Origin of the sequence: Chryseoglobus sp. 28M-23, from assembly GCF_014789785.1 — a bacterium.
Taxonomy (GTDB): Bacteria; Actinomycetota; Actinomycetes; order Actinomycetales; family Microbacteriaceae; genus Microcella; species Microcella indica.
The window spans coordinates 1,268,165-1,292,432 of record NZ_CP061846.1 but is presented as its reverse complement, the minus strand read 5'-3'; the positions used below and the strand labels follow the sequence as shown (position 1 = coordinate 1,292,432).

Sequence of the window (24,268 nt, the reverse complement as noted above, 5' to 3'; positions counted from 1 at the left end):
TCAGGCCCGGGACGACGTGGTGCTGGAGTGTCGTTTCGGGTATGCGGACAGGATGGTCGTCAAATCGACGACTCTCCAGCCTATCCTGCTCGGCTCGGGACCGGCAAACCGCCCGTCCTCTGATCCACTAGTCCAGCAGCGCGCCGCGCAGGGTGTCGAGCCCCACTCCTCCGAGGTCGAGTGCGCGCTTGTGGAACGCCTTGTCGCTGTACGACGCTCCTTCTCGGGTTCGCGTCTCGGCGCGCAGCTGCTCCCAGATGCGTTGGCCGACCTTGTAGGAGGGCGCCTGCCCTGGCCAGCCGAGGTAGCGATGCACTTCGAAATCGATGAAGCCGTCGTTCATATTGACGTGGCGGTGCAGGAACGCGAAGGCGTCCTCGCTCGTCCAGACCGCGCCCGTCTCGGGGTGGATCTTGCCGAGGTGCACGCCGATGTCGAGCACCACGCGCGCTGCCCGCATGCGCTGGCCGTCGAGCATCCCGAGGCGGTCGGCCGGGTCGTCGAGGTAGCCGAGTTCCTCCATGAGCCGCTCGGCGTAGAGGGCCCAGCCCTCCGCATGCCCGCTCGTGCCGGCGAGCAGTCGGCGCCAGGAGTTGAGCTGCGCGCGGTTGTAGACCGCTTGACCGATCTGCAGGTGATGGCCGGGCACCCCCTCGTGGTAGACCGTCGTCGCCTCGCGCCAGGTGTTGAACTCGTCGACTCCTTCCGGGATGCTCCACCACATGCGACCCGGCCGTGAGAAGTCGTCGGTCGGGCCCGTGTAGTAGATCGCACCGCCGGCCGTGGGCGCGATCATGCACTCGAGGCGCTTCACGGGCTCGGGGATGTCGAAGTGGGTGCGCGAGAGCTCCTCGACGGCGGTGTCGCTGAGCTGCTGCATCCACTGCTGCAGCGCCTCGCGACCGTGCAGCTTGCGGGCAGGGTCGCGCTCGAGGTGCGCGATCGCGTCCTCGACGCTCGCGCCGGGCAGGATGAGGTCGGCGGTGCGGGATTGCTCCTCGACCATGCGCGCGAGCTCCTCGATGCCCCACTCGTAGGTCTCGTCGAGGTCGATCGTGGCGCCGAGGAATCGACGCGAGTGAAGCGCGTACAGCTCGCGCCCGACGGCGTCGGTCTCCGTCGCTGCGGGAGCGAGCTCCCGCTCGAGGAAGTCGGCGAAGGCGCTGTACGCGGTCGCCGCGGTCTCGGCACCACGACGCAGCTCGGTGCGCAGCGCGGTGCTCAGCTCGCCCTGGGGCAGCGCCGCACTCTCGGTGAACTCGCCGAAGAAGCCGTCGGCGGCCGAGTGCTGCCTGGCCTGCGCGAGCACGCGCTCGACCTGGCGCCGTGCGGGTGTGCGGCCGAGCCGGATTCCCTCGCGCAGGGTCGACGCGTAGCCCTCGAGCGCGCGCGGTACGTTGCCGAGCTTGACGGCGATGGTGTGCCAGTCCGACTCGGTGCCGGTCGGCAGCAGGTCGAAGATCTCCCGGATGCTCTGCGCGGGTGACGCGATGACGTTGAGGTCGCGCTCCGTCCACCCCGCATCGTCGAGCTCGAGGTGCAGGCGCAGCTCGCTCGACAGGTCGGCGATCGTGACGCGGTCGACCCCATCGACGGCCTCCGCGGCCTCGAGCTCGGCGAGCACCGACCGGGCCGCCTTGGCGAGGCCCGCGGTGCCCTCCGGCGAGTAGTCGGCGAACGTCTCGACGGGCCCGGGCACTCCCGCGTAGATGGCCACGTCGGGGTCGAGCTGGGCGAGGGTGCCCACCCAGCCTTCCGCGATCGCGTCGACGCGGCTGGGGGTGCGGGCGGGAGCAAAGTCGGTCATGCGGGTCAGTCTAGTGAGCGGCGTCGTCCCAGTCGGCACCGACGCCCACCTGCACGTCGAGAGGGACGGCCAGTTCGGCCGCGCTCCCCATCCGCTCGCGCACGATGGCCTCGACTGCCTCCCGCTCCCCCGGCGCCACCTCGAGCACGAGTTCGTCGTGCACCTGCAGGAGCAGGCGCGACCCCAGCGACCGCGCGCGCAGGTCGTCGGCGACGCCGATCATGGCGATCTTCATGATGTCGGCGGCCGAACCCTGGATGGGCGCGTTGAGGGCGGCGCGCTCGGCGTTCTCCCTCAGCACTCGATTGGGGCTCGCGAGATCGGGGAAGGGACGACGCCGCCCGAAGATCGTCTCGGTGTAGCCGTCGACCTTCGCCTGCGCGACGACGCTGCGCAGGTAGTCCCGCACGGCACCGAATCGTGCGAAGTAGTCGGTCATGAGCTGCTTCGCCTCCGCGGAGGGGATGCGCAGCTGCTTGCTGAGACCGAAGGCACTGAGCCCGTAGGCGAGCCCGTAGCTCATCGCCTTGACCTTGGTGCGCATGGCGGGGGTCACGTCGGCGGGGTCGACCGAGAAGATGCGCGCGCCGACGAAACGGTGCAGGTCCTCCCCCGAGCGGAACGCCTCGATGAGCCCATCGTCCCCCGAGAGGTGCGCCATGATGCGCATCTCGATCTGCGAGTAGTCGGCGGTGAGCAGGCTCTCGTAGGCCTCCCCGGCCACGAAGGCCGCTCGAATACGGTGCCCGACCTCGGTGCGCACGGGGATGTTCTGCAGATTGGGGTCGGTCGAGGAGATGCGGCCGGTCGTCGTGCCGGTCTGCTCGTAGGTCGTGCGAATGCGACCGTCGGTATGGATCGAGGCGACGAGCGTCTCGATGATCTGACGCAGCTTCGTCGCGTCGCGGTGCTGCAGGAGCAGACCGAGGAAGGGGTGGGGATGCGCCTCCTGGAGATCGGCCAGGGCGGCCGCGTCCGTCGTGTACCCAGTCTTGGTCGCGCGCGTCTTGGGCATGCCGAGCTCCTCGAAGAGCACTTCCTGCAACTGCTTCGGCGACCCGAGGTTGACCTCGTGCCCGATCTCGGCGAACGCCTTCTGCGCGAGCTCTGCTGCGGTGTCGCCCAACTCGGTGCTGAGCGCCTCGAGCGCCGCGCGGTCGACGGCGACTCCCGCGCGCTGCATGGCCGCGAGCACGGGTGCGGTCGGCAGGTCGAGGTCGGTGAGCACGGTAGCGCTGCTCGGCACGAGCGACTCGCGCTGCGCAGCGGCCACGCGGTGCAGGTACCACGCCGAGGTCGCGGGCGAGACGGCGCCGGTGTCGGGCACGAGCTGGTTGGGGTCGGCCTCGGGCAGGGTGTCGCCGAGCACGCTGTGCACGAGGTCGGCGAGCGCGTAGGACTTCGCCCCGGGCCGCTCGATCCACGCGGCGAGCTTCGCGTCCCACACGACACCGGCGAGGGTGATGTCGAGCGCGCTGAGGACCGAGTGCGCCGACTTCGCGTCGGCGAGCACCTTCGGGTGGTCGCTCGCGAGCCACTGCTCGAGAGCGGCGTAGTCGGGACGGTGCGCGGCCCAGTTCACCTGCACGCTCTCGGTCGCGGTCGCGAGCCCGATCGCGTCGAGCTCGCCGAGCGGAGCATCCACGATGACGGCGATGTCGCCGCCGGCCTTGCTCGCGGCGCGCAACCAGGCCGCGAGCTCTTCGTCCACGAGCGTGCGCACCGCGGGCGTGTCGGCGTGCGGGGCGGCGGGTGCGTCATCGACGACGGTGCCCTCGCTCGCGGCGATCTTGAGCACGCGCTCGGTGAGGGTGCGGAACTGCAGGCGCTCGAAGACCTCCTTGACGGCGGGCACGTCCATCGGCCGCCGCTCGAGGTCGCGCGGGCCGACCGGCAGTTCGACATCGGTCACGAGGCGGTTGAGGCGACGGTTGCGCTCGGCACGATCACGCTGCTCGCGCAAATTGTTGCCGACCACTCCCCCGATCTCGTCGATGTGCTCCCAAATGCCCTCGAGCGACCCGTACTGGGTGATCCACTTCACCGCGGTCTTCTCGCCGACCTTGTCGATGCCGGGAAGGTTGTCGCTCGTCTCGCCCACGAGGGCGGCGATCTCCGGGTACTGCTCGGGAGCGATGCCGTAGCGCTCGCGCACCGTCTCCGGGTCGTACCGCTTGAGCTCCGACACTCCGCGGGCGTTCGGATACAGGAGCGTCACGTCGTCGGTGACGAGCTGGATCGTGTCGCGGTCGCCTGAGACGACGAGCACGTGCATGCCTTCTGCGGCTCCCTGGGAGGCGAGCGTGGCGAGAATGTCGTCGGCCTCGTAGTCCTCCTTGGTGATCGTCGTCACGCTCATCGCGGCGAGTGCCTCCTGCAGGAGAGGAACCTGACCGACGAACTCGGGCGGGGTCTCTCCGCGCGTTCCCTTGTACTCCGGGTACTCGCGCGTGCGGAACGAGTAGCGCGAGATGTCGAACGCCACCGCCACGTGGGTGGGCTTCTCCTTCGCCAGAAGCCCCAGGAACATCGAGATGAAGCCGTGGATGGCGTTCGTGTGCTGCCCGTCTCGCGTGACGAAGCTGTCGATGGGCAGCGCGTAGAACGCCCGGAAGGCGAGCGAGTGGCCGTCTACGATGAGGAGCGTACACTTTTCTGAGTCCGTCACGCGGTCAGCCTAGCGAGGCGCACCGACCGTCGCCCGGGCCTGCCGACGCCCCTCGAGAGGAAACCGATGAACCGACTGCCCGATGATCTCGACCCGGAGCTCGTGGAGCGGCTCGTCACGACGCGCGGCGGAGCACTCGCGCAGAAGATGGAGATCGACTTCGTGGAGCTCTCCGCCGAGCACTCCATCGCGCGGATGCCCGTCGCGGGCAACACGCAGGTCATCGGTCTGCTGCACGGGGGCGCCCACGTCGTGCTCGGAGAGAGCCTCGGCTCGATCTCCTCCGCCATCCACGCCGGGCCCGGGCGCTACGCGGTCGGCATCGAGATCAACGCCACGCACAGCCGGTCCGTCACCGAGGGCATGGTCACGGGGACGTGCACGGCTCTCGTGCTCGGCCGCACGCTGTGCACGCACGAGATCGTCATCACCGACGACGAGGGCCGCCGGCTGTCGACCGTGCGCATCACCAACCTGCTGCGAGACCGCTAGGTCGACAAAGGGGTCAGTCCCGGACGGCTCAGTCGTCGGAGGGCTCTGCCGCGGCCTTCTTCGCGGGGGCGTCCTTCTTCGGCGCGAGCTGCTCGATGACAGCCTGGGCGACGGCCTGCATGGTCGTGCGGCGGTCCATCGACGCCTTCTGGATCCATCGGAACGCCTCCGGTTCGCTCAAGCCCATGCGCTCATTGAGAAGTCCCTTCGCACGATCGACGAGCTTGCGCGTCTCGAAGCGCTCGACCAGGTCGGCGACCTCGCTCTCGAGCGTGAGGATCTGCTGGTAGCGGCTCAGGGCGATCTCGATCGCCGGCAGCAGGTCGTTCGGCGTGAACGGCTTCACGACGTAAGCCAGGGCGCCCGCCTCGCTCGCCTGCTCGACGAGCTCCTTCTGGCTGAACGCCGTCAGCAGCACGACGGGAGCGATGTGGTTCTCGCTGAGGCGCTTGGCCGCCTCGATGCCGTCTAGCTGGGGCATCCTGATGTCCATGATGACGAGATCGGGGCGCAACTCGGTCGCGAGGGCTACCGCCGTCTCACCGTCACCCGCCTCACCGACGACATCGAAGCCGTTGTCGCGCAGGATCTCGACGATGTCCATGCGGATGAGCGACTCATCCTCGGCGACGACGACGCGTCGAGGTGCTGACGTGCTCTGTTCCTGATCACTCACGGTCACGAGCCTACGGTATCGTCAACATGCCGCTAACGAAGCGGCGTGGCCGGCTTGGCGGAATGGTAGACGCGGAGCACTCAAAATGCTTTGTCCGAGAGGGCGTGTGGGTTCGAATCCCACAGCCGGTACGCACCACTAGTCGCACGACACAACCGTGCGGTTCTGCGCGACGCGGTGCGTCGCGGGGTTCGAATCCCACAGCCGGTACGCACCACGAGTCGCACGACACAACCGTGCGGTTCTGCGCGACGCGGTGCGTCGCGGGGTTCGAATCCCACAGCCGGTACGCACCACTAGCGATTCGCGGGATCGAGATTCAGGGTCTCACCCACGTAGGCGAGCGCGGGGTCGTCGCCGGGCACGGCCCGCGCTGGGTTGAGGTAGAGAAGGTCGTCGAGGGTGACGCCGAAGCGCGCCGCGATCGAGGGCAGCAGATCGTCGTCCACCACCGAGTAGGCGACCGGGTAGCCATCCGACAGCTCGACCTCGCCACGCGCTCCCCCGGTCGGCCCGTCATCGGTCACGGCCAGCCCCGGCCGCATGTCGGGCAACGTCCAGGTGAGCGGCGCCACTCCGGCGACCGCGGAGATGCAGTCGTCGAGAGGCTCCCCTGAGCGCGTCAGGACCAGGTCGTCGAGGTAGGCGGGGTCGGGCCACGGGGAGTCTCCATGACCGAAGCCGCCGAGGGCGAACGAGTACGTCGGCGCCGGAACGAAATCGCCGAACCCGTGCAGACCCGCACGCGTCGACGCGCAGTACTCGCCGGGCACGAAGGTCTCCGTGCTCAGGTAGGGGGTCAGCAGACCGTCGAACTCGGTCCCGAGGTCGTCGATGCGCACACCGAAGCCTCCGTCACCCGTTGCGGTGATGGTCACCGTGCCGGTCGCGTCGCCCGCGAGGGTCCCCGTCGCGACGACCTCCCCGGCGTCGAGCGTCGGACGCGGGGCGGCGCCGAGCACCCCGGGCTCGACTGGCGCCGTCTCAGCGGCGGCGGGCGCCACGCCGGGCTCAGAAGGCCCGGTGCACCCGGCGACGACGAGAACAATGGCCAGGGCTACGCCACAGCCGATCATCCGATCCCGGCGACCAGGCCGATGCAGCTCGCGTCCCGTCATGAACGCGAGCATACATCGACTACGCCGCGCGGAGTGCTCTACTCGACGCTGCCGCCCGCGATCCACGCGGGCAGCTCGGTGCCCACCGTGTCACCGACGGTGTGCACGCGGATGTCGTTGGTGCCGCCCGAGACTCCGGGAGGCGAGCCGGAGATCACGACGACCTTGTCGCCGGTCTCCGCGAGACCGCGCCCGAGGAGCACGTCGTCGACCTGTCGGTACATCGCGTCGGTGTGGGTGACGCTCTTGACGAGGAAGGACTCGATCCCCCACGTGAGCGACATGCGGCGCTGCACGTGCGGGTTCGGCGTGAATGCCTTCATCGGGATGCGGAACCGAAGTCGCGACATGCGACGAGCCGAGTCGCCGCCCTCGGTGAAGACGCACACGTACTTGGCCTCCACGAACTCTGCGACCTCTGCGGCGGCGAGCGTGATGGCGCCGCCCTGCGTGCGCGGCTTCGTGCCGAGCGGCGGGATGCGCTCGAGCCCGTGCTCCTCGGTCGCGGCGACGATGCGCGCCATCGTGGAGACGGTGATGACGGGGAACTCCCCCACGCTCGTCTCGCCACTGAGCATGACCGCGTCCGCACCGTCGAGGACCGCGTTGGCGACATCGCTCGTCTCGGCGCGCGTCGGGATCGGGCTGCTAATCATCGACTCGAGCATCTGAGTCGCCACGATGACGGGCTTCGCCATGCGGCGCGCGAGCTCGACGGCCCGCTTCTGCACGATCGGCACGGCTTCCAGGGGAAGCTCGACCCCGAGGTCGCCGCGCGCGACCATGATGCCGTCGAAGGCGTCGACGATCTCCTCGAGTGCGTCGACCGCCTGAGGCTTCTCGATCTTCGCGATGACGGGCAGCGTCACGCCCTCGTCACGCATGATCTCGTGGACGCGCGTGATGTCGCTCGCGTTGCGTACGAACGAGAGCGCGATGTAGTCGGCACCGAGGCGCAGGCCCCAGCGCAGGTCGTCCTCGTCCTTCTCCGAGAGAGCGGGGACGTTGACGGCGACGCCGGGCAGGTTGATGCCCTTGTTGTTGGAGACTGCGCCAGCGACGACGACCTCGGTGCGCACGCGCACTCCGTCGGTGTCGAGCACGCGCAGCTTCACCTTGCCGTCGTCGACGAGCAGGAAGTCGCCAGGCTTGACGTCCTGCGGCAGGCCCTTGAAGGTCGTGCCGCACTGCTCCTTCGTGCCGAGCACCTCCTCGGTCGTGATCGTGAAGATGTCGCCCTCGTCGAGCTCGTGCGGGCCGTCGGAGAACTTCCCGAGCCGGATCTTGGGGCCTTGCAGGTCGACGAGGACGGCGACCGGGCGCCCCGTGTCCTCCGCGGCCTTGCGCACGTTTCCGTACACCTCCTCGTGCAGGTCGTACGTGCCGTGGCTGAGGTTCATGCGAGCGACGTCAACGCCGGCCTCGATGATCGCTCGGATGTTCTCGTAGCTCGACGTAGCCGGCCCGAGGGTGGCGACGATCTTTGCTCGTCTCATGGCTTCCTTCACTGTGGTGGTGGTGGGGTGGAGAAGGGAGGTGCGTAAGGGTGGGCGGGCCGCTAGACGCGCAGCGGTTGGTCGGTGGCGCGCACGGGCGCAGGCAGCTCGCTGCTGCCCTGCAGGTAGCGGTCCGCCTCGGCAGCCGCTGCGCGGCCCTCGGCGATCGCCCAGACGATGAGCGAGGCTCCGCGGCCCGCATCGCCCGCGACGAAGACGCCGGGCTCGGAGGTCGTGTAGTCGGCAGCGCGCGACACCGTGCCGTGGTCCTCGAACGGGATGGACAGCTGGGGCTCGAGCGTGTCGCGCTCGGCCCCCGTGAAGCCGAGGGCGAGCAGCACGAGGTCTGCGGGGATCTCGTGCTCGGTGCCGGCCTTCGGCACGCGGAGCCCCTCGACGAACTCGGTCTCGGCGACGCGCAGGGCGCGCACTTCACCAGCGTCGTTGCGCAGGAATTCGACCGTCGAGGCGAGGTAGCGCCGCTCGCCGCCCTCCTCGTGGGCGCTCTGCATCTCGAAGAGCGTCGGCTGCACGGGCCACGGCTGGTGCTCGGGGCGCTCCGCGGGCGGCTGCACGCCGATCGCGAGGTTGGTGACGCTCAGGGCGCCCTGGCGATGCGCGGTGCCGATGCAGTCGGCACCGGTGTCGCCGCCGCCGAGGACGACGACGTGCTTGCCCTCGGCCGTGATCTGGTCGTCGACGGTGTCGCCCGCCTGCACGCGATTGGACTGCGTGAGGTACTCCATCGCGAAGTGCACGCCGAGTGCATCGCGCCCCGGGATGGGCAGGTCGCGCGGCTGCGGGGCGCCCGTGGCGACGATGACGGCGTCGTAGCGGTCGCGCAGGTCGCTCCAGGTGATGTCGCGGCCGATCGTCACCCCGGCGCGGAACCGGGTGCCCTCAGCCTGCATCTGCGTGAGCCGGGCATCCAGATGGCGCTTCTCCATCTTGAAATCGGGGATGCCGTACCGCAGCAGGCCGCCGATGCGGTCATCCCGCTCGAAGACGGCGACGGTGTGGCCGACGCGCGTGAGCTGCTGGGCGGCAGCGAGGCCTGCGGGGCCGCTTCCGACGACAGCGACGGTCTTGCCGGTGAGCCGCTCGGGCGGGATCGGCTGCACCCAGCCGTTGTTCCACGCGTTCTCGATGATCGACGCCTCGACCTGCTTGATCGTCACGGCAGGCTGGTTGATCGCGAGCACGCACGAGGCCTCGCACGGAGCGGGGCACAGCTTGCCGGTGAACTCCGGGAAGTTGTTGGTCGCGTGCAGTCGCTCGATCGCCTGGCGACCCTCACCGCGCCAGGTCAGGTCGTTCCACTCCGGGATGAGGTTCGCGAGGGGGCATCCCTGGTGGCAGAAGGGCACTCCGCAGTCCATGCACCGCCCGGCCTGGCGGCGCAATTGCGCCGGGTCGCCCTGCTCGTAGACCTCTTTCCAGTCCATGAGTCGAATCGGCACGGGCCGGCGCGGCGGCAGCTCGCGCTCGGTCGTCTTCAGAAAGCCGCGGGGGTCAGCCACCGGTCACCTCCAGAATCCTCTCCCAGACGACGTCGCCGTCCGGATCCAGTCCTTCGTCCGCCGCCGTGCGGCGCGTTTCGATCACCGCGGCGAAGTCGCGCGGCATGACGGTCGTCATGCGACCGAGGGTCGTGTCGAGGTCGTCGAGCAGGCGGTCGGCGAGAGCCGACTCGGTCTCGTCGCGGTGCCGGCGGAGAAGCTCCGTGACCTCGTCGCGCTCGATGTCGGTGAGCGGGCGCAGAGTGAGCTCGCCCGAGTCGATCGCATCGCGATTGACGCGTTCGGGAACCAGGTCGAGCACGTACGCCGTCCCGCCAGACATGCCGGCGCCCAGATTGCGGCCGGTGGCCCCCAGGATGAGCGCCGTGCCGCCGGTCATGTACTCGAGAGCATGGTCGCCCACGCCCTCCACGACGGCGGTTGCCCCCGAATTGCGCACGAGGAACCGCTCGCCCACGATGCCGCGGATGAACATCTCACCGCTCGTCGCGCCGTAGCCGATGACGTTGCCGGCGATGACGTTGCGCTCGGCATGGAAGACGCTCTCGCGGTGCGGGCGCACGATGACGCGCCCGCCCGAGAGCCCCTTGCCGACGTAGTCGTTGCTGTCGCCGAAGAGTCGCAGGGTGATGCCGTTCGGGAGGAAGGCACCCAGGCTCTGACCAGCGGAGCCCGTGAGCGTCACGTCGATCGTGTCGGTCGCGAGGCCCTCTTCTCCGTGCCGCAGCGTGACCTGGTGACCGAGCATTGTTCCGACCGCGCGCGCCGTGTTGCGCACGGGCAGGTCGATGCGCACGGGACCACCGTTCTCGAGGGCGTCACCGCTCAGGCGGATGAGCTCGTTGTCGAAGTGCTCGTCGATCTCGTGATCCTGCTCGACCGTCTTGATGCGCGGCACGTCGTCGGCGAACACGGGCCCTTCGAGGATCGGGCGCAGATCGAGGCCATCAGCCTTCCAGTGGCGCACGGCACGATCGATGTCGAGCAGCTCGGTGCGCCCGATCGCCTCGTCGAGCGAGCGGAAGCCGAGCTCGGCGAGGTACTCGCGCACCTCCTCGGCGAGGAACTCGAAGAAGTTCACGACGAACTCGGGCGTGCCGGTGAAACGCTCGCGCAGGACAGGATTCTGCGTCGCGACGCCGACCGGGCACGTGTCGAGGTGGCACACGCGCATGAGGATGCAGCCCGAGACCACCATGGGTGCCGTGGCGAAGCCGAACTCCTCGGCGCCGAGGAGCGCAGCGATCACGACATCGCGGCCTGTCTTCATCTGGCCGTCGACCTGCACGGTCACGCGATCCCGCATGTTGTTGAGCATGAGCGTCTGCTGCGCCTCGGCGAGACCGAGCTCCCACGGGGTTCCCGCGTGCTTGAGCGAGTTGAGCGGGCTCGCCCCCGTGCCGCCGTCGTGACCGGATACCAGAATGACATCGGCCTTGGCCTTCGCCACTCCCGCCGCCACCGCGCCGATGCCCGACTGGCTCACGAGCTTGACGTGGATGCGCGCGGACGGGTTGGAGCGCTTGAGGTCGAAGATGAGCTGCTTGAGGTCTTCGATGGAGTAGATGTCGTGGTGCGGCGGAGGCGAGATGAGCCCGACACCGGGAGTTCCGTGCCGCAGCCGCGCGATGAGCGGATAGACCTTGTTGGAGGGCAACTGACCGCCCTCCCCCGGCTTCGCACCCTGGGCCATCTTGATCTGGATGTCGTCGGCGTGCGTCAGGTACATGCTCGTGACGCCGAATCGGCCCGAGGCGACCTGCTTGATCGCGCTGCGCCGCTCGGGATCGAGCAGGCGCTCCGTCGACTCCCCGCCCTCGCCCGTGTTCGATCGGCCCCCGAGCCGGTTCATGGCGATGGCGAGCGTCTCGTGCATTTCCGGGCTGATCGCACCGAGGCTCATCGCCCCCGTCGTGAACCGGGTCACGATGGAGGCGACCGACTCGACCTCGTCCAGTGGAACGGGAGGACGCTCGCCGGTCTTCAGGCGGAACATCCCGCGCAGCGTCATGAGCCGCTCTGCCTGCTCGTCGACAGACCGGGTGTACTCACGGAAGATGTCGTAGCGCTTCGAGCGCGTTGCATGCTGCAGGCGGAAGACCGTCTGCGGATCGAACAGATGCGGCGGGCCCTCGCGGCGCCACTGGTACTCGCCACCGGTCTGCAGCCGCTCGTGCGGGTTGACCGGCACGCTCGGCGGGTAGGCGAGCGCGTGGCGCGCGGCGTTCTCGCGCGCGATCGTCTCGATGCCGACACCGCCGAGGATGCTCGTCGTACCCGTGAAGTACTCGTCGACGAAGTCCTGGTCAAGACCGACCGCCTCGAAGGCCTGAGCGCCTGCGTAGGAGCTCACGGTCGAGATGCCCATCTTGGACATGATCTTGAGCACGCCCTTGCCGAGGCCCTTGATGACGTTGCGCACCGCCGCCTCGGGCGTGAGGCCCGTGATCATGCCGGAGCGCACGAGGTTCTCGACGGTCTCCATCGCGAGGTAGGGGTTGACGGCGGAGGCGCCGAAGCCGATGAGGAGCGCGATGTGGTGCACCTCGCGCACGTCGCCAGCCTCGACGATGATCCCGACGCGCATGCGCTTCTCGGAGCGGATGAGATGGTGGTGCACCGCGGAGAGCAGCAGCAGGGAGGGGATCGGCGCGAGATCGGCGTTCGAGTCGCGATCGCTCAGCACGACGAACTCCGCGCCGTCGTCGATCGCTTCGTCGACCTCGGCGCACACCGCCGCCAGTCGCTTCTCGAGCGCCTTGGGGCCGCGATCCACACGGTAGAGCCCGCGGATCGTCTTGGTGAGCGAGCTGCCCGGACGCGGATCGATGTGCTGGATCTTTGCGAGCTCGTCGTTGTCGATCACGGGGAAGTCGAGGACGACCTGGCGCGCGTGCCGGGGAGTGGCCGCGAGCAGGTTGCGCTCCGGCCCGAGGCCGAGCCGCATCGAGGTCACGACCTCTTCTCGGATCGAGTCGAGGGGCGGGTTCGTGACCTGCGCGAACTGCTGGGTGAAGTAGTCGAAGATGAGCCGCGGACGATCGGAGAGCACGGCGATGGGAGTGTCGGACCCCATGGCGCCGAGGGGCTCGGCACCCGTCCTCGCCATGGGGGTGAGGAGAATGCGCACCTCCTCCTCCGTGTAGCCGAAGGTGCGCTGGCGGCGCACGATCGAGGCGGGGGTGTGCACGATGTGCTCCCGCTCCGGGAGATCCTTGAGGTTGATGCGCTGGGTCTCCAGCCACTCGCCCCACGGGCCGGATCCGGCGATCTCGCTCTTGATCTCGTCGTCCTCGATGATGCGGCCCTCGGCGGTGTCGACGAGGAACATCCGGCCAGGGCGCAGCCGGCCCTTGCGCACGACGCGGGCCGGATCGATGTCGAGCACGCCGATCTCGCTCGCGAGCACGACGAGGCCGTCGTCGGTGACGAGGAACCGGCCGGGACGCAGCCCGTTGCGGTCGAGGGTCGCGCCGACGAGGTCGCCGTCGGTGAAGGTCAGCGCCGCAGGGCCGTCCCACGGCTCCATGAGCATGCCGTGGTACTCGTAGAAGCTTCGGATGTCGGGGTCGATATCGACCTGGTTCTCCCACGCCTCGGGCACCATCATCATGATCGCGTGAGGCAGTGGTCGGCCCCCGAGCTCGAGAAGCTCGACGACCTCGTCGAACGAGGCCGAGTCGCTCGCGCCGGGCGTGACGATCGGGAACACGTCGCTCAGATCGCCGAAGACCTCGTTCTCGAGCTGAGACTGTCGGGCGCGCATCCAGTTGCGGTTGCCCTGCACGGTGTTGATCTCACCGTTGTGCGCCATCATGCGGAACGGCTGCGCGAGCGGCCACGACGGGAAGGTGTTCGTCGAGTAGCGCGAGTGCACGAGAGCGAGCTTCGACGCGAAACGCTCGTCGCTCAGGTCGGGGTAGAACGGCTCGAGCTGGAGCGTCGTGACCATGCCCTTGTAGACAAGTGTGCGGCTCGAGAGCGAGGGGAAGTACGACCCGAGCTCGCGCTCGGCGCGCTTGCGCAGACGGAAGGTCTGGCGGTCGAGAGCGATGCCGACCAGCGCCTCGCCGTCGGCGTCGTGACGGCGGGACCGCACGAAGAGCTGCTCAAAGGTCGGCATCGCCGCGCGCGCCAGGTTGCCGATGTTGTCGGGGTCGATGGGCACCTCGCGCCAGCCGAGGACCTCGAGGTCCTCCTCGCCGGCGATGCGCTCGATCTCGCTCCTCTCGGTCGCCCGCTCGTCGTCGTCGGTGGGCAGGAAAGCCATGCCGACGGCGTACGCCCCCACGGGCGGTAGGTCGAAGGCCGTCACCGCACGCAGGAACTCATCGGGAATCTGCGTGAGGATGCCCGCACCGTCGCCCGTGCCGGCATCGGACCCGATCGCGCCGCGGTGCTCGAGGTTGCGCAGCGCGTCGAGCGCCGCCTGGATGATGTCATGACCTGCCGTGCCCCGCAGAGTAGCGACCATCGCGAGGCCGCACGCATCGTGCTCGCGCGCAGGGTCGTACAGGCCCTGCGCGGCAGGCACGGAGGAGAACCGCTCGTAGGGAGAGGCTGAAGCCATGGAAGAACCGTCCTCACGGTGAGACTGGAGGCGTACGGGACGTCGCTGGCCCGATGATGAACTGGTCGCGCGGCAGGGATTCGTCGACCCCGTCGAGTGGTCGAGGGTGGCGACCGCGGCGCTATGGTGTGGCGCCGGCCCCGCTTGTGGCGGAGGAAGACCCAGCGCGTGCGCCGGACTCCGCAGCGTCGTTGCCGTCGTCGTCCGAGTCGGAGTACACGTCGTCAGAGTCTACCCCAGCGGTCGGATCCCACTCCCGGCCGGGCTGGTAGACCGAGGGCTCGTCGCCCGTGTGACGACGCCTCTGCACGAGCACGATGATGAGACCCAGAAGTACCGCGCCCCAGGCCGCCCACACGTTGACGCGCACGCCCAGGAAGAGCTCGCTGGGGTCGAGGCGGATCGTCTCGAAGACGCTGCGGCCGACCCCGTACCAGATGAGGTAGGCGCCGAGCAGCTTGCCCCACTGGACGCGCAGGCGAGCATCGAGCAGGAGGAGCACGGCCACGCCGGCGAGATTCCAGATGATCTCGTAGAGGAACGTGGGGTGGAAGAGGGTGTCGTCGGGGAGGCCGACGGGGATCGCCGCATTCGGTCGGTCGATCTCGAGACCCCAGGGCGCGTTGGTCGGCAGACCGAAGAGCTCCTGGTTGAACCAGTTGCCCAGTCGTCCGAAGGCCTGCGCGAGAAGGAGGCCCGGTGCGAGGGCGTCGGCGAAGGCCGTGAACCGCACACCCGTCACGCGGCAGCCGATCCATGCGCCGATCGCGCCGCCGAGAAGCGCGCCGAAGATCGCCATGCCGCCCTCCCAGATGCGCAGCGTGGCGAAGAGGTCTGCTCCCTCGAAGAAGTAGTCGTTCGGATGCGTCAGCACGTGGTACACACGACCGCCGATGATGCCGAAGGGAACGGCGAAGAGCGCGATATCGAGCACGATCCAGGGCTCAGCACCACGGCGCGTGAGGCGGTAGTGCGTGAGCAGCACGGCTGCGATGATGCCTGCGAGGATGCACAGCGCGTATGCGTAGATGTTCAGGTCGAAGCTGAACCAGCTCAGACCCAGGTCGCGCAGCCATTGCCCGAGGTTGAAGACCTGCCACTCGGGATCGGGGCTCGGGATGCTCATGGGGTGGGTCACGGTGACGAGGTACCTTTCTGGCCGGAGGGCTCGATCAGCCTAGCGGCGTCGGGTGCGGCTCTGGGGGTCAGTCGGTGCCCGCGGCGAGTTCGGCTGCCGCGCTCGCGACGGCGCTCACGCCGCCCTCCGCGAGCGCGGTGACGAGTCGGGAGCCCACGATCGCTCCATCCGCGTACTCGAGGACATCGCGTACCTGATCGGCCGTGGAGATGCCGAGCCCGACGCACGCGGAGGTCGAGCCCGCGTCGCGCAGGCGGGTCACGACGCCGCGTGCCGCAGCGTCGACGTCGGCGCGCGCTCCCGTGATGCCCATCGTGGAGACTGCGTAGACGAAGCCGCGGCTCACCTCCACTGCCCTCTGCAGCCTGGCCGTGCTCGACGAGGGCGCGGCGAGGAACACCCGGTCCAGACCGAGCCCGTCGGAGACCGAGAGCCACTCGGCGGCCTCATCGGGGATGAGGTCGGGGGTGATGAGCCCCGCACCGCCCGCGTCGCGCAAGGCACTCGCGAAGCGCTCGACGCCGTACTGCACGACCGGGTTCCAGTAGGTCATCACGAGGACGGGAGCGTCCACCCGGGAGCGGATGCGCTCGAGCGCCGTGAAGCCGTCCCGCAGCCGGAAGCCGCGCTCGAGCGCGGCCTGCGTCGCCGCCTGGATGGCCAGGCCGTCCATGACGGGGTCGCTGTACGGGAGACCGAGCTCGATGATGTCGACGCCGTTCTCGACGAGAGCCACGGCTGCCTCGACGCTCGTGTCGAGATCGGGGAACCCGACCGGCAGGTAGCCGATGAGAGCCCCCGAACCGGCGTCGACCCGAGTGGCGATCGTGGTCTCGACGCTGCTCGTGGTCACGAGTCCTCCCCCGCCTCGGCCGCGTCGAGAAGCCCGAAGTAGCGCGCAGCGGTCTCCATGTCCTTGTCGCCGCGGCCGCTGAGGGAGACGAGCACAGTACCGTCTGGCCCGAGCTCGCGGCCCAGCAGGAGGGCGCCGTGCAGGGCGTGGGCCGTCTCGATGGCGGGGATGATGCCCTCCGTGCGGCTGAGCAGGCGCAGAGCATCCATGGCTTCGGCGTCGGTGACACCGTGGTACTCGGCTCGCCCGATCTCGGCGAGCCAGGCGTGCTCGGGGCCGACGCCGGGATAGTCGAGACCCGCCGAGATCGAGTGCGATTCCATGGTCTGGCCGTCCTCGTCCTGCAGCATGAGGCTGCGCGCGCCGTGCAGGACGCCCGGGCGGCCGCGGGTGATCGTCGCGGCGTGGCGCAGCGTGTCGACGCCGTCACCGGCGGCCTCGCTGCCGACGAGCCGGACCTCCGCGTCGTCGAGGAAGGCGTGGAAGATGCCCATCGCGTTGCTGCCGCCGCCCACGCAGGCCACGACGGCGTCGGGCAGGCGTCCGGTGAGCTCGAGCACCTGCTCGCGCGCCTCCGTGCCGATCACGGCGTGGAAGTCGCGCACCATGGTCGGGAACGGGTGGGGCCCCGCGACCGTCCCGAGCAGGTAGTGCGTCGTCTCGACGTTCGCGACCCAGTCGCGCAGGGCCTCGTTGATGGCGTCCTTGAGTGTGCGGGAGCCCACCGTGACCGGGACGACGGTGGCCCCGAGCAGGTTCATGCGCGCGACATTGAGCGCTTGGCGCTCCGTGTCGACCTCACCCATGTAGACGACGCATTCGAGACCGAACAGTGCGGCAGCGGTCGCGCTCGCCACACCGTGCTGGCCCGCGCCCGTCTCGGCGATGATGCGCGACTTGCCGAGCCGCTTCGCGAGGAGCGCCTGGCCGAGCACATTGTTGATCTTGTGGCTGCCCGTGTGGTTGAGGTCTTCGCGCTTGAGCAGGATGCGCGCTCCGCCGGCGTGCTCTGCGAACCGTCGTGCCTCGGTGATGATCGAGGGGCGGCCCGTGTAGCTGCGGTGCAGCTCGGCGAGCTCGGCGGCGAACGCGGGATCAATGCGAGCGGCCTGGTAGGCCTCATCGAGCTCGTCGAGCGCAGCGATGAGGGATTCGGGTACGAAGCGCCCTCCGAACGAGCCGAAGTACGGGCCGACCTGTTCGCGCAGACTCATCTGACCGCCAAGAATTCGTGGAGTGTGGCGACGGGATCGCCACCGGTGACCAGGGCTTCGCCCACGAGGACCACATCGGCCCCCGCACGACGGTAGTGCTCGACTTCTGCGACACCGCTGACGGCCGACTCCGCGATGCGCACCGTTCCGTCGGGGATGCTCGGCGCCAGCCGCCCGAACAGATCGCGATCGAGCTCGAAGGTGCTGAGGTCGCGCGCGTTGACGCCGATGATGGAGGCTCCGAGCGCGACCGCACGCCGCACCTCCTCCTCGTCGTGCGTCTCCACGAGCGGCGTCATCCCGAGCTCGAGCACGAGAGCGTGCAGCTGAGCGAGCGTCGCGTCGTCGAGCGCGGCGACGATGAGCAGCACGAGATCGGCCCCGGCGGCGCGGGCCTCGAGCACTTGATACGGCTCGGCGATGAAGTCCTTGCGCAGCACCGGGATGTCGACCGCCGCTCGCACCGCAGAGAGATCGTCGAGGCTGCCGCCGAAGCGGCGCTCCTCCGTGAGCACGCTCACCGCGGCGGCACCGCCCGCTGCGTAGGAGCGCGCGAGGTCGGCGGGGTCGGGGATCTCCGCGAGCGCGCCGCGCGAGGGGCTCGCGCGCTTGACCTCGGCGATGACCTTGATGTTCGCACCGCGCTGCAGCGCCGCGCGCGCATCGAGGGCGGGAGGCGCGGCGACCGCCGCCGCCTCCACGTCACTCAGCGAACGCGACTGTCTCCGCCGAGCCGCGTCGTCACGCGCACCGGCGACAAGACCATCGAGCACTTAGGAGTGCGCCTTCGGCATGTAGCGCGGACCCTGCACCCCGTAGCCCGCCTTCGCCATGACACCACCGATGATCCAGCCGAGCAGGACGACGCCGGCGCTCGCCCAGACGACCCAGGCCACGGAGAAGAAGAACGCGATCGTGCCGATCGTGAAGCCGACGAGCATGATCGTGACGGCCGTCCAGGCGGCGGGCGAGTGGCCGTGGCCGGGCTCAGACTGGGCGTTCATGTCTCTCCATCGCGTCGAGTGCAGGTACCCCGTCAGTCTACCGTGTCGTCGGGTCGCGGCCGTCGCTCAGCGCGTCCCAGTCGCCGATGCTCTGATCCCTCTGCCGGTCGCTCGCGTCGCCGGCGTCTGACGGCGCCGACGGTGCACTGTAGGTGGCCGTCCCGTCGGCGGCTGAACCCTCGGGAGACGGACCCTCGGGCCGGTCGAACCGCTCCACCCGACGCGGCCATCGGCGCGACGTGACCGCGATGGCGAGACCGGCGACGCCGAGGACTGCCCCGAGCACGATGGCGCTCACGGGCCCTGCGGTCAGCGCCGCGGTGTCGACGAGCGCACGCACTGATCGCTCCCCCTCCACACCCGTGAGCTGGGTCACGCTCGAGGCGGCGGCCGCGACGGGGTCACCGGCGGCACGGAGGCTCACGGCGACGACGAGAGCACCCAGGAGCGCGAGCAACGCGCCCAGGACGGGGCGGATGCGCGCACTGGCGAGCGCGAGCGCGGAGGTGAGGGCGAGGGATGCGACTGCGATGGCGGGCAGCACAGCCGCTGCGCGGTCTCCCCCCGCGGCGATGCGCACGCCGTCGTCGAGGGTGAGCACGATCCACGGCTGCGCCCACACGATGAACAGTGCCACCGCGATCACCGGGGGCGCGAGCAGGGAGACGAGGCGTAGGCGCGAGCCGCGCCGGGCATCCGTGGTCATGATCAGGCCCTCGCGTCGCCCTCGACAGCACGCAGCGCGTTCGCGATCGCGACCGCCCGCAGAGGCGCGGCCGCCTTCGCGACCGTCTCCTGCAGCTCCGCGTGGGGCTGCGAGTCGGCGACGAGCCCTGCACCGGCCTGGACGCGCGCGACACCATCGGCCAGGAAGGCCGTGCGGATGGCGATCGCCAGATCGGTGTCGCCCGAGAAGGCGATGTAGCCGACCACGCCGCCGTACACACCGCGCCGCGCCGGCTCCAGCTCGTCGATGATCTCGAGGGCCCGGGGCTTCGGGGCGCCGCTCAGAGTCCCCGCGGGGAAGGTTGCGCGAAAGACATCGATCGGAGAGGAATCGCTGCGTAGGGAGCCCTCGACGCTCGAGACGAGGTGCATGATGTGGCTGAAGCGCTCGACCTGCATGAATTCGGTCACCTCGACGGTGCCGGCCTGACAGACCTTCGACAGATCGTTGCGTGCGAGGTCGACGAGCATGAGGTGCTCGGCCTGCTCCTTGCGATCGGCGAGCAGCTCGTCCGCGAGCTCGCCGTCCCGCTCGGGCGTGTCGCCCCGCGGTCGTGACCCGGCGATCGGGTGCATGTAGACGCGCTCGCCGGTCACCTTGACGAGCGCCTCGGGCGACGAGCCGACGATCGCGTAGGGGTTGCCCTCCACCGTCTCGAGGGTCAGCGTGTACATGTACGGCGAGGGGTTGAGGGCACGCAGCACGCGGTAGACGTCGAGAGCGCTCGCGGTGAGCTCGTGGTCGAACCGCTGGCCGATGACGACCTGGAACACATCCCCATCGCGGATGAACTCCTTCGAGCGGTCGACGGCGGCGAGGAACTCGGCCGGCGTCGATCGGTGATGCGGCGCGGGCGCGACCTCGAGATCGATGCGGGCAACGTCCGGCGAGGCCGTCATGGTCATCGCGCGCTCGAGACGATCGAGGCGCACGTGAGCGTCCTGCCACAGCTCATCCTGCGTGGCCTCTCCATCGTTGAGGGCGCTCACGATGAGCGAGACCGTGCCGCGACGGTGGTCCATCACGAGCAGCTCGGAGACGAAGGCGAGGGCGAGCTCGGGGCACGGGAAGTCTCTCGGCGGCGCATCAGGCAGGTTCTCCACCTGCCGCACGGTGTCCCAGCCGATGAAGCCGACGAGCCCTCCCGTGAGCGGAGGATGCGCGGGGTCGTGCGGGGACCGCCACCGCGAGTAGAGCGCCTCGAGGGCGTCGAGAGAGCGCGCCGGTGCGGAGCCTCCGAACGCGCGCTCCTCCTCCAGCCCGTCGGCGAGCCACGCGGTCGCGCCGTCGTGCTCGGTGAGCACCCCGAAGGACCGGACTCCGACGAACGAGTAGCGCGACCAGATGCCCCCCTGCTCAGCCGACTCGAGCAGGAAGCTGCCCGAGCGTCCCTCGCCGAGTGCGCGGTAGAGCCCCACCGGGGTGAGGGCGTCCGCGAAGAGGGTGCGGATGACCGGTACGACGCGCGCCTGCGCGCACTGGCGCGCGAAGGCCTCCCGCGTCGTGTCCCCGGGCGCGCTCACGACGACCCCTCCGGGCTCTGGACGAGGACCACGGGCTGGAGGGGGTCGACGTCGAAGCACGCGTGGGCGCCCGTGTGGCACGCGGCACCTACCTGGTGCACGCGCACGAGAAGGGTGTCGCCGTCGCAGTCGAGGGCGGCCGATCGTACATACTGGGCGTGCCCGCTCGTGTCGCCTTTGCGCCAGTACTCCTGCCGGGAGCGACTCCAGAAGGTGACTCGCCCCTCGGTGAGGGTGCGTCGCACGGCTTCGGCGTCCATCCACCCGAGCATGAGCACGTCTCCGCCGTCGTCCTCCTGGATGATGGCGGGGATGAGCCCGGCGGCATCGAAGCGGATGCGTGCCAGTACGGGCTCAGCGCCCTGCATGCTCTCGCTCATCGCACCATCATCCCTTCCTCGCGCAGCGCGCCCTTGACCTCGCCCACGGTGAGCTCTCCGCTGTGGAAGACGCTCGCGGCGAGAACGGCGTCGGCACCGGCGATCAGCGGCGGCGCGAAATGCTCGAGTGCGCCGGCGCCGCCGGAGGCGATGACGGGCACCGTGGAGAGCGCCGCGATCGCGCTCGTGAGCTCGAGGTCGAAGCCTTGCTTGGTCCCGTCCGCGTCGATCGAGTTGACGAGGAGCTCCCCTGCCCCGCGTTCGATCGCCTCGCGGGCCCAGGCGAGGGCGTCCAGGCCCGCACGCTCCCGCCCGCCGTGCGTCGTGACGACGAAGCCGCTCGGCTGCCCGGTATCTCGCGTCACATCGAGCGATACGACGCAGACCTGCGCGCCGAAGCGCTGCGCGATCTCGTCGATGAGCTGCGGGCGGGCGATCGCCGCGCTGTTCACACCGATCTTGTCGGCGCCGTGGGCGAGAAGTCGCGCGACATCGTCGACGGTCCTGACCCCTCCCCCGACGGTGAGGGGGATGAAGACCTGCTCGGCGGTCTCGCGCACGACCTCGTACATCGTGTCGCGGTTGTCGACGGTCGCCTTCACGTCGAGGAAGGTGATCTCGTCGGCTCCCTGCTCGAAGTATCTGCGCGAGAGCTCGATCGGATCGCCCGCGTCGCGCAAGCCCTGAAAGCGCACGCCCTTGACGACGCGCCCCGCGGCGACGTCGAGGCACGGGATGACGCGGACGGCGAGACTCATCAGATGCGGGCGGCGTGGATGGGGCTCACGAGGATGGCGCGGGCGCCGAGCTCGTAGAGCTCGTCCATGACGTGATTGGTGTCGTTGCGGGGCACCATCGCGCGCACCGCGACCCAGTCGGGGTCGGCGAGAGCGCTCACGGTCGGCGACTCCAGGCCCGGGGTGACCGCCTGAGCCCGCTCGAGGAGGCTGCGCGGCAGGTCGTAGTCCATGAGCACGTACTGGCGGGCGACGAGCACACCCTGCAGGCGACGTTGCAGCGTCGCGATGCCCGGGCGTTCCGGCTGGGCGCTGATGAGCACGGCCGTCGACTCGAGGATGACCGGGCCGACGATCTCGAGACCCTGCGCGCGCAGCGTGGAGCCCGTCGAGACGACATCGGCGACTGCATCGGCGACGCCGAGGCGCACAGCAGACTCGACCGCGCCGTCGAGGCGCACGAGCTGCGCCGTGACGCCCTGGCGCTGGAGGAAGTCCTCCACGAGCCCCGGGTAGCTCGTCGCGATGCGCCGTCCCTGCAGGTCGGCGAGCTCGCTCACCACTCCAGGCTCGGCCGCGAAGCGGAAAGTCGAGTGACCGAAGTCCAGACTCGAGATCTCCGTCGCTGCCGACCGCGAGTCGAGCAGCAGGTCGCGCCCGGTGATGCCGACGTCGAGGGCACCCGAGCCCACGTATGTCGCAATGTCACGCGGGCGCAGGTAGAAGAACTCGACGCCGTTGCGGGGATCGGCGACGGTGAGCGCGCGCGGGTCGCGCCGACCGGTGTACCCGGCCTCGTGCAGCATCTCGCCAGCCGTCTCGGCGAGCGAGCCCTTATTGGGCACGGCGATCTTGAGCATCTGATCGTTCACTTCCATGGTCGCCGACACCGCAGTGACGGGCGCGGGATCACAGGTGCCGATACACGTCGTCGAGGGTGAGCCCCTTGGCGATCATGAGGACCTGAAGGTGGTACAGCAGTTGGGAGACCTCTTCGGCCGTGGCGGAGTCCGATTCGTACTCGGCGGCCATCCAGACCTCAGCGGCCTCCTCGACGATCTTCTTGCCGATCGCGTGGATGCCGGCGTCGAGCTGCGCCACGGTGCCGGAGCCGGCCGGTCGCGCGGCAGCCTTCTCGCTCAGCTCGACGAAGAGCGTCTCGAAAGTCTTCACGCCCTCCAGGCTACCGGGAGTGCGAGAGCGCTGTGCGCTAGGAGACGCCGAGCAGATCGATGACGAAGACGAGAGTCTTGCCGGAGAGTCGATGGCCCCCGCCAGCCGGCCCGTAGGCGAGCTGGGGCGGGCAGACGAGCTGTCGACGACCGCCGACGCGCATGCCGGGAATGCCCTGCTGCCAGCCGGCGATGAGGCTGCCGAGAGGGAAGTTGATGGACGAGCCTCGGTTCCAGGACGCGTCGAACTCATCGCCGGTCTCGAACTCGACGCCCACGTAGTGGACGTCGACCGTGGAACCCGGTGCTGCCTCGGCGCCCTCGCCCACCACGAGGTCGGTGATGACGAGCTCCTGCGGCGCGGGGCCCTCGATGAAGTCGATCTCGGGCTTGGTCTTGTCGGTCATGCGTCTATCCAACCAGAGTCGAGAGCCGCCCGACGCCGCCGTCAGTCGTCGTGACGATGCGCGCTCGCCGCGGCGCGGAGTTCCTCGATCGCCCGTTCCACCGAGTCAGCGCCGAACACGCTGGATCCCGCGACGAAGGTATCCGCGCCCGCCTCCGCCGCGACACCGATCGTGTCGACGGAGATGCCGCCGTCCACCTGCAGCCAGACATCCCCGCCGTGTCGCCTCACGGCCTCGCGCAGCGCTCGCAGCTTGGGCATGGTCTCGGGCATGAAGGACTGACCGCCGAAGCCCGGCTCGACCGTCATGACGAGAAACTGGTCGAATTCCGGCACGAGCTCGAGGTACGGCTCGATCGGGGTGCCGGGCTTGACGGCGAGACCCGCTCGCGCTCCCCGCTCCCGCAGGGCTCGGGCCGTGGCGCGCACGTCGGCTGCGGCCTCAGCATGGAAGGTCACCGAGAAGGCGCCGAGCTCGGCATAGCCCGGTGCCCACCGATCGGCATCGCTGATCATGAGGTGAACATCGAGGGGCACCGGTGAAACAGCCTGCAGGCGCTCGACCATGCGCGGGCCGAAGGTGAGGTTCGGCACGAAGTGGTTGTCCATGACGTCCACGTGCACGAGGTCGGCGGACTCGAGACGCTCGACCTCCGGCTGGAGGTTGACGAAGTCGGCGGAGAGGATGCTCGGATTGATGCGTACGGTCACCGTGCCAGGGTAGCGACCGCGTCGCCGAGCGACCCGGCCAGCGCCGACGCGGCGCG

General features: G+C 69.5%; 21 protein-coding genes and 1 tRNA gene. 2 read left to right on the top strand and 20 right to left on the bottom strand.

The features are described 5' to 3' along the window. Positions 1–127: 127 nt before the first annotated feature. Positions 128–1,807, bottom strand: coding sequence for a DUF885 domain-containing protein (locus tag IE160_RS06260; RefSeq protein WP_191150564.1), 1,680 nt, complete (start codon positions 1,805–1,807; stop codon positions 128–130). A gap of 10 nt (positions 1,808–1,817) precedes the next feature. Beyond that, positions 1,818–4,475, bottom strand: a complete 2,658-nt coding sequence (gene polA, locus IE160_RS06255; RefSeq protein ID WP_191150563.1) for a DNA polymerase I — start codon at positions 4,473–4,475, stop codon at positions 1,818–1,820. Positions 4,476–4,541: 66 nt separating this feature from the next. Here polA and IE160_RS06250 point away from each other — a divergent pair, with 66 nt between their 5' ends. Then, on the top strand, positions 4,542–4,967 hold the full coding sequence (locus IE160_RS06250; RefSeq protein ID WP_179871847.1) for a hotdog fold thioesterase: 426 nt from the start codon (positions 4,542–4,544) through the stop codon (positions 4,965–4,967). A 28-nt stretch (positions 4,968–4,995) separates the two neighbouring features. Here the strand turns inward: IE160_RS06250 and IE160_RS06245 are convergent, their stop codons facing one another. Further along, complete coding sequence (locus IE160_RS06245; protein WP_179873905.1) at positions 4,996–5,643, bottom strand: ANTAR domain-containing response regulator; 648 nt, start codon at positions 5,641–5,643, stop codon at positions 4,996–4,998. Between the two features lie 48 nt (positions 5,644–5,691). Here IE160_RS06245 and IE160_RS06240 point away from each other — a divergent pair. After that, positions 5,692–5,774 (top strand) — tRNA-Leu (locus tag IE160_RS06240). Positions 5,775–5,939: 165 nt separating this feature from the next. Here IE160_RS06240 and IE160_RS06235 read toward each other — a convergent pair. The 17 genes from IE160_RS06235 to rpe form a co-directional block, all read right to left on the bottom strand. Next, on the bottom strand, positions 5,940–6,761 hold the full coding sequence (locus tag IE160_RS06235; protein WP_191150562.1) for a LysM peptidoglycan-binding domain-containing protein: 822 nt from the start codon (positions 6,759–6,761) through the stop codon (positions 5,940–5,942). Between the two features lie 38 nt (positions 6,762–6,799). After that, the gene (gene pyk / locus IE160_RS06230; protein WP_191150561.1) at positions 6,800–8,257 is read right to left on the bottom strand and encodes a pyruvate kinase; all 1,458 of its coding nucleotides are present in this window, start codon (positions 8,255–8,257) and stop codon (positions 6,800–6,802) included. A 62-nt stretch (positions 8,258–8,319) separates the two neighbouring features. Beyond that, complete coding sequence (locus IE160_RS06225; RefSeq protein WP_191150560.1) at positions 8,320–9,777, bottom strand: glutamate synthase subunit beta; 1,458 nt, start codon at positions 9,775–9,777, stop codon at positions 8,320–8,322. Further along, a complete protein-coding gene (gene gltB / locus IE160_RS06220; protein WP_179871843.1) occupies positions 9,770–14,347 on the bottom strand; it encodes a glutamate synthase large subunit in 4,578 nt (1,525 codons plus the stop codon). The genes IE160_RS06225 and gltB overlap by 8 nt, the downstream gene beginning before the upstream one ends. A 121-nt stretch (positions 14,348–14,468) precedes the next feature. After that, a complete protein-coding gene (gene lgt / locus IE160_RS06215; RefSeq protein WP_179873904.1) occupies positions 14,469–15,473 on the bottom strand; it encodes a prolipoprotein diacylglyceryl transferase in 1,005 nt (334 codons plus the stop codon). A 79-nt stretch (positions 15,474–15,552) separates the two neighbouring features. Beyond that, positions 15,553–16,338, bottom strand: coding sequence for a tryptophan synthase subunit alpha (trpA, locus tag IE160_RS06210; RefSeq protein WP_179871842.1), 786 nt, complete (start codon positions 16,336–16,338; stop codon positions 15,553–15,555). Continuing rightward, positions 16,335–17,552 (bottom strand): tryptophan synthase subunit beta, encoded by a 1,218-nt coding sequence (gene trpB / locus IE160_RS06205; RefSeq protein ID WP_191150559.1) that lies wholly within the window; start codon positions 17,550–17,552, stop codon positions 16,335–16,337. The genes trpA and trpB overlap by 4 nt, the downstream gene beginning before the upstream one ends. Then, positions 17,549–18,325: an indole-3-glycerol phosphate synthase TrpC gene (gene trpC / locus IE160_RS06200; RefSeq protein WP_191150558.1), complete on the bottom strand. Its 777-nt coding sequence runs from the start codon at positions 18,323–18,325 to the stop codon at positions 17,549–17,551. Before trpC ends, trpB begins: the two co-directional genes overlap by 4 nt. Next, on the bottom strand, positions 18,326–18,556 hold the full coding sequence (locus IE160_RS06195; protein WP_152582863.1) for a DUF6704 family protein: 231 nt from the start codon (positions 18,554–18,556) through the stop codon (positions 18,326–18,328). Between the two features lie 37 nt (positions 18,557–18,593). Next, a complete protein-coding gene (locus IE160_RS06190; RefSeq protein ID WP_179873793.1) occupies positions 18,594–19,262 on the bottom strand; it encodes a Trp biosynthesis-associated membrane protein in 669 nt (222 codons plus the stop codon). 2 nt (positions 19,263–19,264) lie between these two features. Next, positions 19,265–20,806, bottom strand: a complete 1,542-nt coding sequence (locus IE160_RS06185) for an anthranilate synthase component I (protein ID WP_191151927.1) — start codon at positions 20,804–20,806, stop codon at positions 19,265–19,267. Further along, complete coding sequence (hisI, locus tag IE160_RS06180) at positions 20,803–21,186, bottom strand: phosphoribosyl-AMP cyclohydrolase (protein ID WP_179873791.1); 384 nt, start codon at positions 21,184–21,186, stop codon at positions 20,803–20,805. The genes IE160_RS06185 and hisI overlap by 4 nt, the downstream gene beginning before the upstream one ends. Next, the gene (gene hisF / locus IE160_RS06175) at positions 21,183–21,944 is read right to left on the bottom strand and encodes an imidazole glycerol phosphate synthase subunit HisF (RefSeq protein WP_179873790.1); all 762 of its coding nucleotides are present in this window, start codon (positions 21,942–21,944) and stop codon (positions 21,183–21,185) included. Before hisF ends, hisI begins: the two co-directional genes overlap by 4 nt. Continuing rightward, the gene (gene hisG / locus IE160_RS06170) at positions 21,944–22,783 is read right to left on the bottom strand and encodes an ATP phosphoribosyltransferase (RefSeq protein ID WP_179873903.1); all 840 of its coding nucleotides are present in this window, start codon (positions 22,781–22,783) and stop codon (positions 21,944–21,946) included. Before hisG ends, hisF begins: the two co-directional genes overlap by 1 nt. A 49-nt stretch (positions 22,784–22,832) precedes the next feature. Next, a complete protein-coding gene (locus tag IE160_RS06165; RefSeq protein WP_179873789.1) occupies positions 22,833–23,096 on the bottom strand; it encodes a phosphoribosyl-ATP diphosphatase in 264 nt (87 codons plus the stop codon). Between the two features lie 37 nt (positions 23,097–23,133). After that, positions 23,134–23,502, bottom strand: a complete 369-nt coding sequence (locus IE160_RS06160) for an FKBP-type peptidyl-prolyl cis-trans isomerase (protein WP_179873788.1) — start codon at positions 23,500–23,502, stop codon at positions 23,134–23,136. Between the two features lie 41 nt (positions 23,503–23,543). Continuing rightward, complete coding sequence (gene rpe, locus IE160_RS06155; RefSeq protein ID WP_179873787.1) at positions 23,544–24,212, bottom strand: ribulose-phosphate 3-epimerase; 669 nt, start codon at positions 24,210–24,212, stop codon at positions 23,544–23,546. Positions 24,213–24,268: the final 56 nt, after the last annotated feature.

What these genes read in the sequence shown, in the direction of transcription:
- IE160_RS06260 (WP_191150564.1), bottom strand. Translation starts at nt 1,807, where the DNA reads ATGACCGACTTTGCTCCCGCCCGCACCCCCAGCCGCGTCGACGCGATC.
- IE160_RS06250 (WP_179871847.1), top strand. Translation starts at nt 4,542, where the DNA reads ATGAACCGACTGCCCGATGATCTCGACCCGGAGCTCGTGGAGCGGCTC.
- IE160_RS06235 (WP_191150562.1), bottom strand. Translation starts at nt 6,761, where the DNA reads ATGACGGGACGCGAGCTGCATCGGCCTGGTCGCCGGGATCGGATGATC.
- pyk (WP_191150561.1), bottom strand. Translation starts at nt 8,257, where the DNA reads ATGAGACGAGCAAAGATCGTCGCCACCCTCGGGCCGGCTACGTCGAGC.
- gltB (WP_179871843.1), bottom strand. Translation starts at nt 14,347, where the DNA reads ATGGCTTCAGCCTCTCCCTACGAGCGGTTCTCCTCCGTGCCTGCCGCG.
- lgt (WP_179873904.1), bottom strand. Translation starts at nt 15,473, where the DNA reads ATGAGCATCCCGAGCCCCGATCCCGAGTGGCAGGTCTTCAACCTCGGG.
- trpB (WP_191150559.1), bottom strand. Translation starts at nt 17,552, where the DNA reads ATGAGTCTGCGCGAACAGGTCGGCCCGTACTTCGGCTCGTTCGGAGGG.
- IE160_RS06195 (WP_152582863.1), bottom strand. Translation starts at nt 18,556, where the DNA reads ATGAACGCCCAGTCTGAGCCCGGCCACGGCCACTCGCCCGCCGCCTGG.
- IE160_RS06190 (WP_179873793.1), bottom strand. Translation starts at nt 19,262, where the DNA reads ATGACCACGGATGCCCGGCGCGGCTCGCGCCTACGCCTCGTCTCCCTG.
- hisI (WP_179873791.1), bottom strand. Translation starts at nt 21,186, where the DNA reads ATGAGCGAGAGCATGCAGGGCGCTGAGCCCGTACTGGCACGCATCCGC.
- hisF (WP_179873790.1), bottom strand. Translation starts at nt 21,944, where the DNA reads ATGAGTCTCGCCGTCCGCGTCATCCCGTGCCTCGACGTCGCCGCGGGG.
- hisG (WP_179873903.1), bottom strand. Translation starts at nt 22,783, where the DNA reads ATGCTCAAGATCGCCGTGCCCAATAAGGGCTCGCTCGCCGAGACGGCT.
- IE160_RS06160 (WP_179873788.1), bottom strand. Translation starts at nt 23,502, where the DNA reads ATGACCGACAAGACCAAGCCCGAGATCGACTTCATCGAGGGCCCCGCG.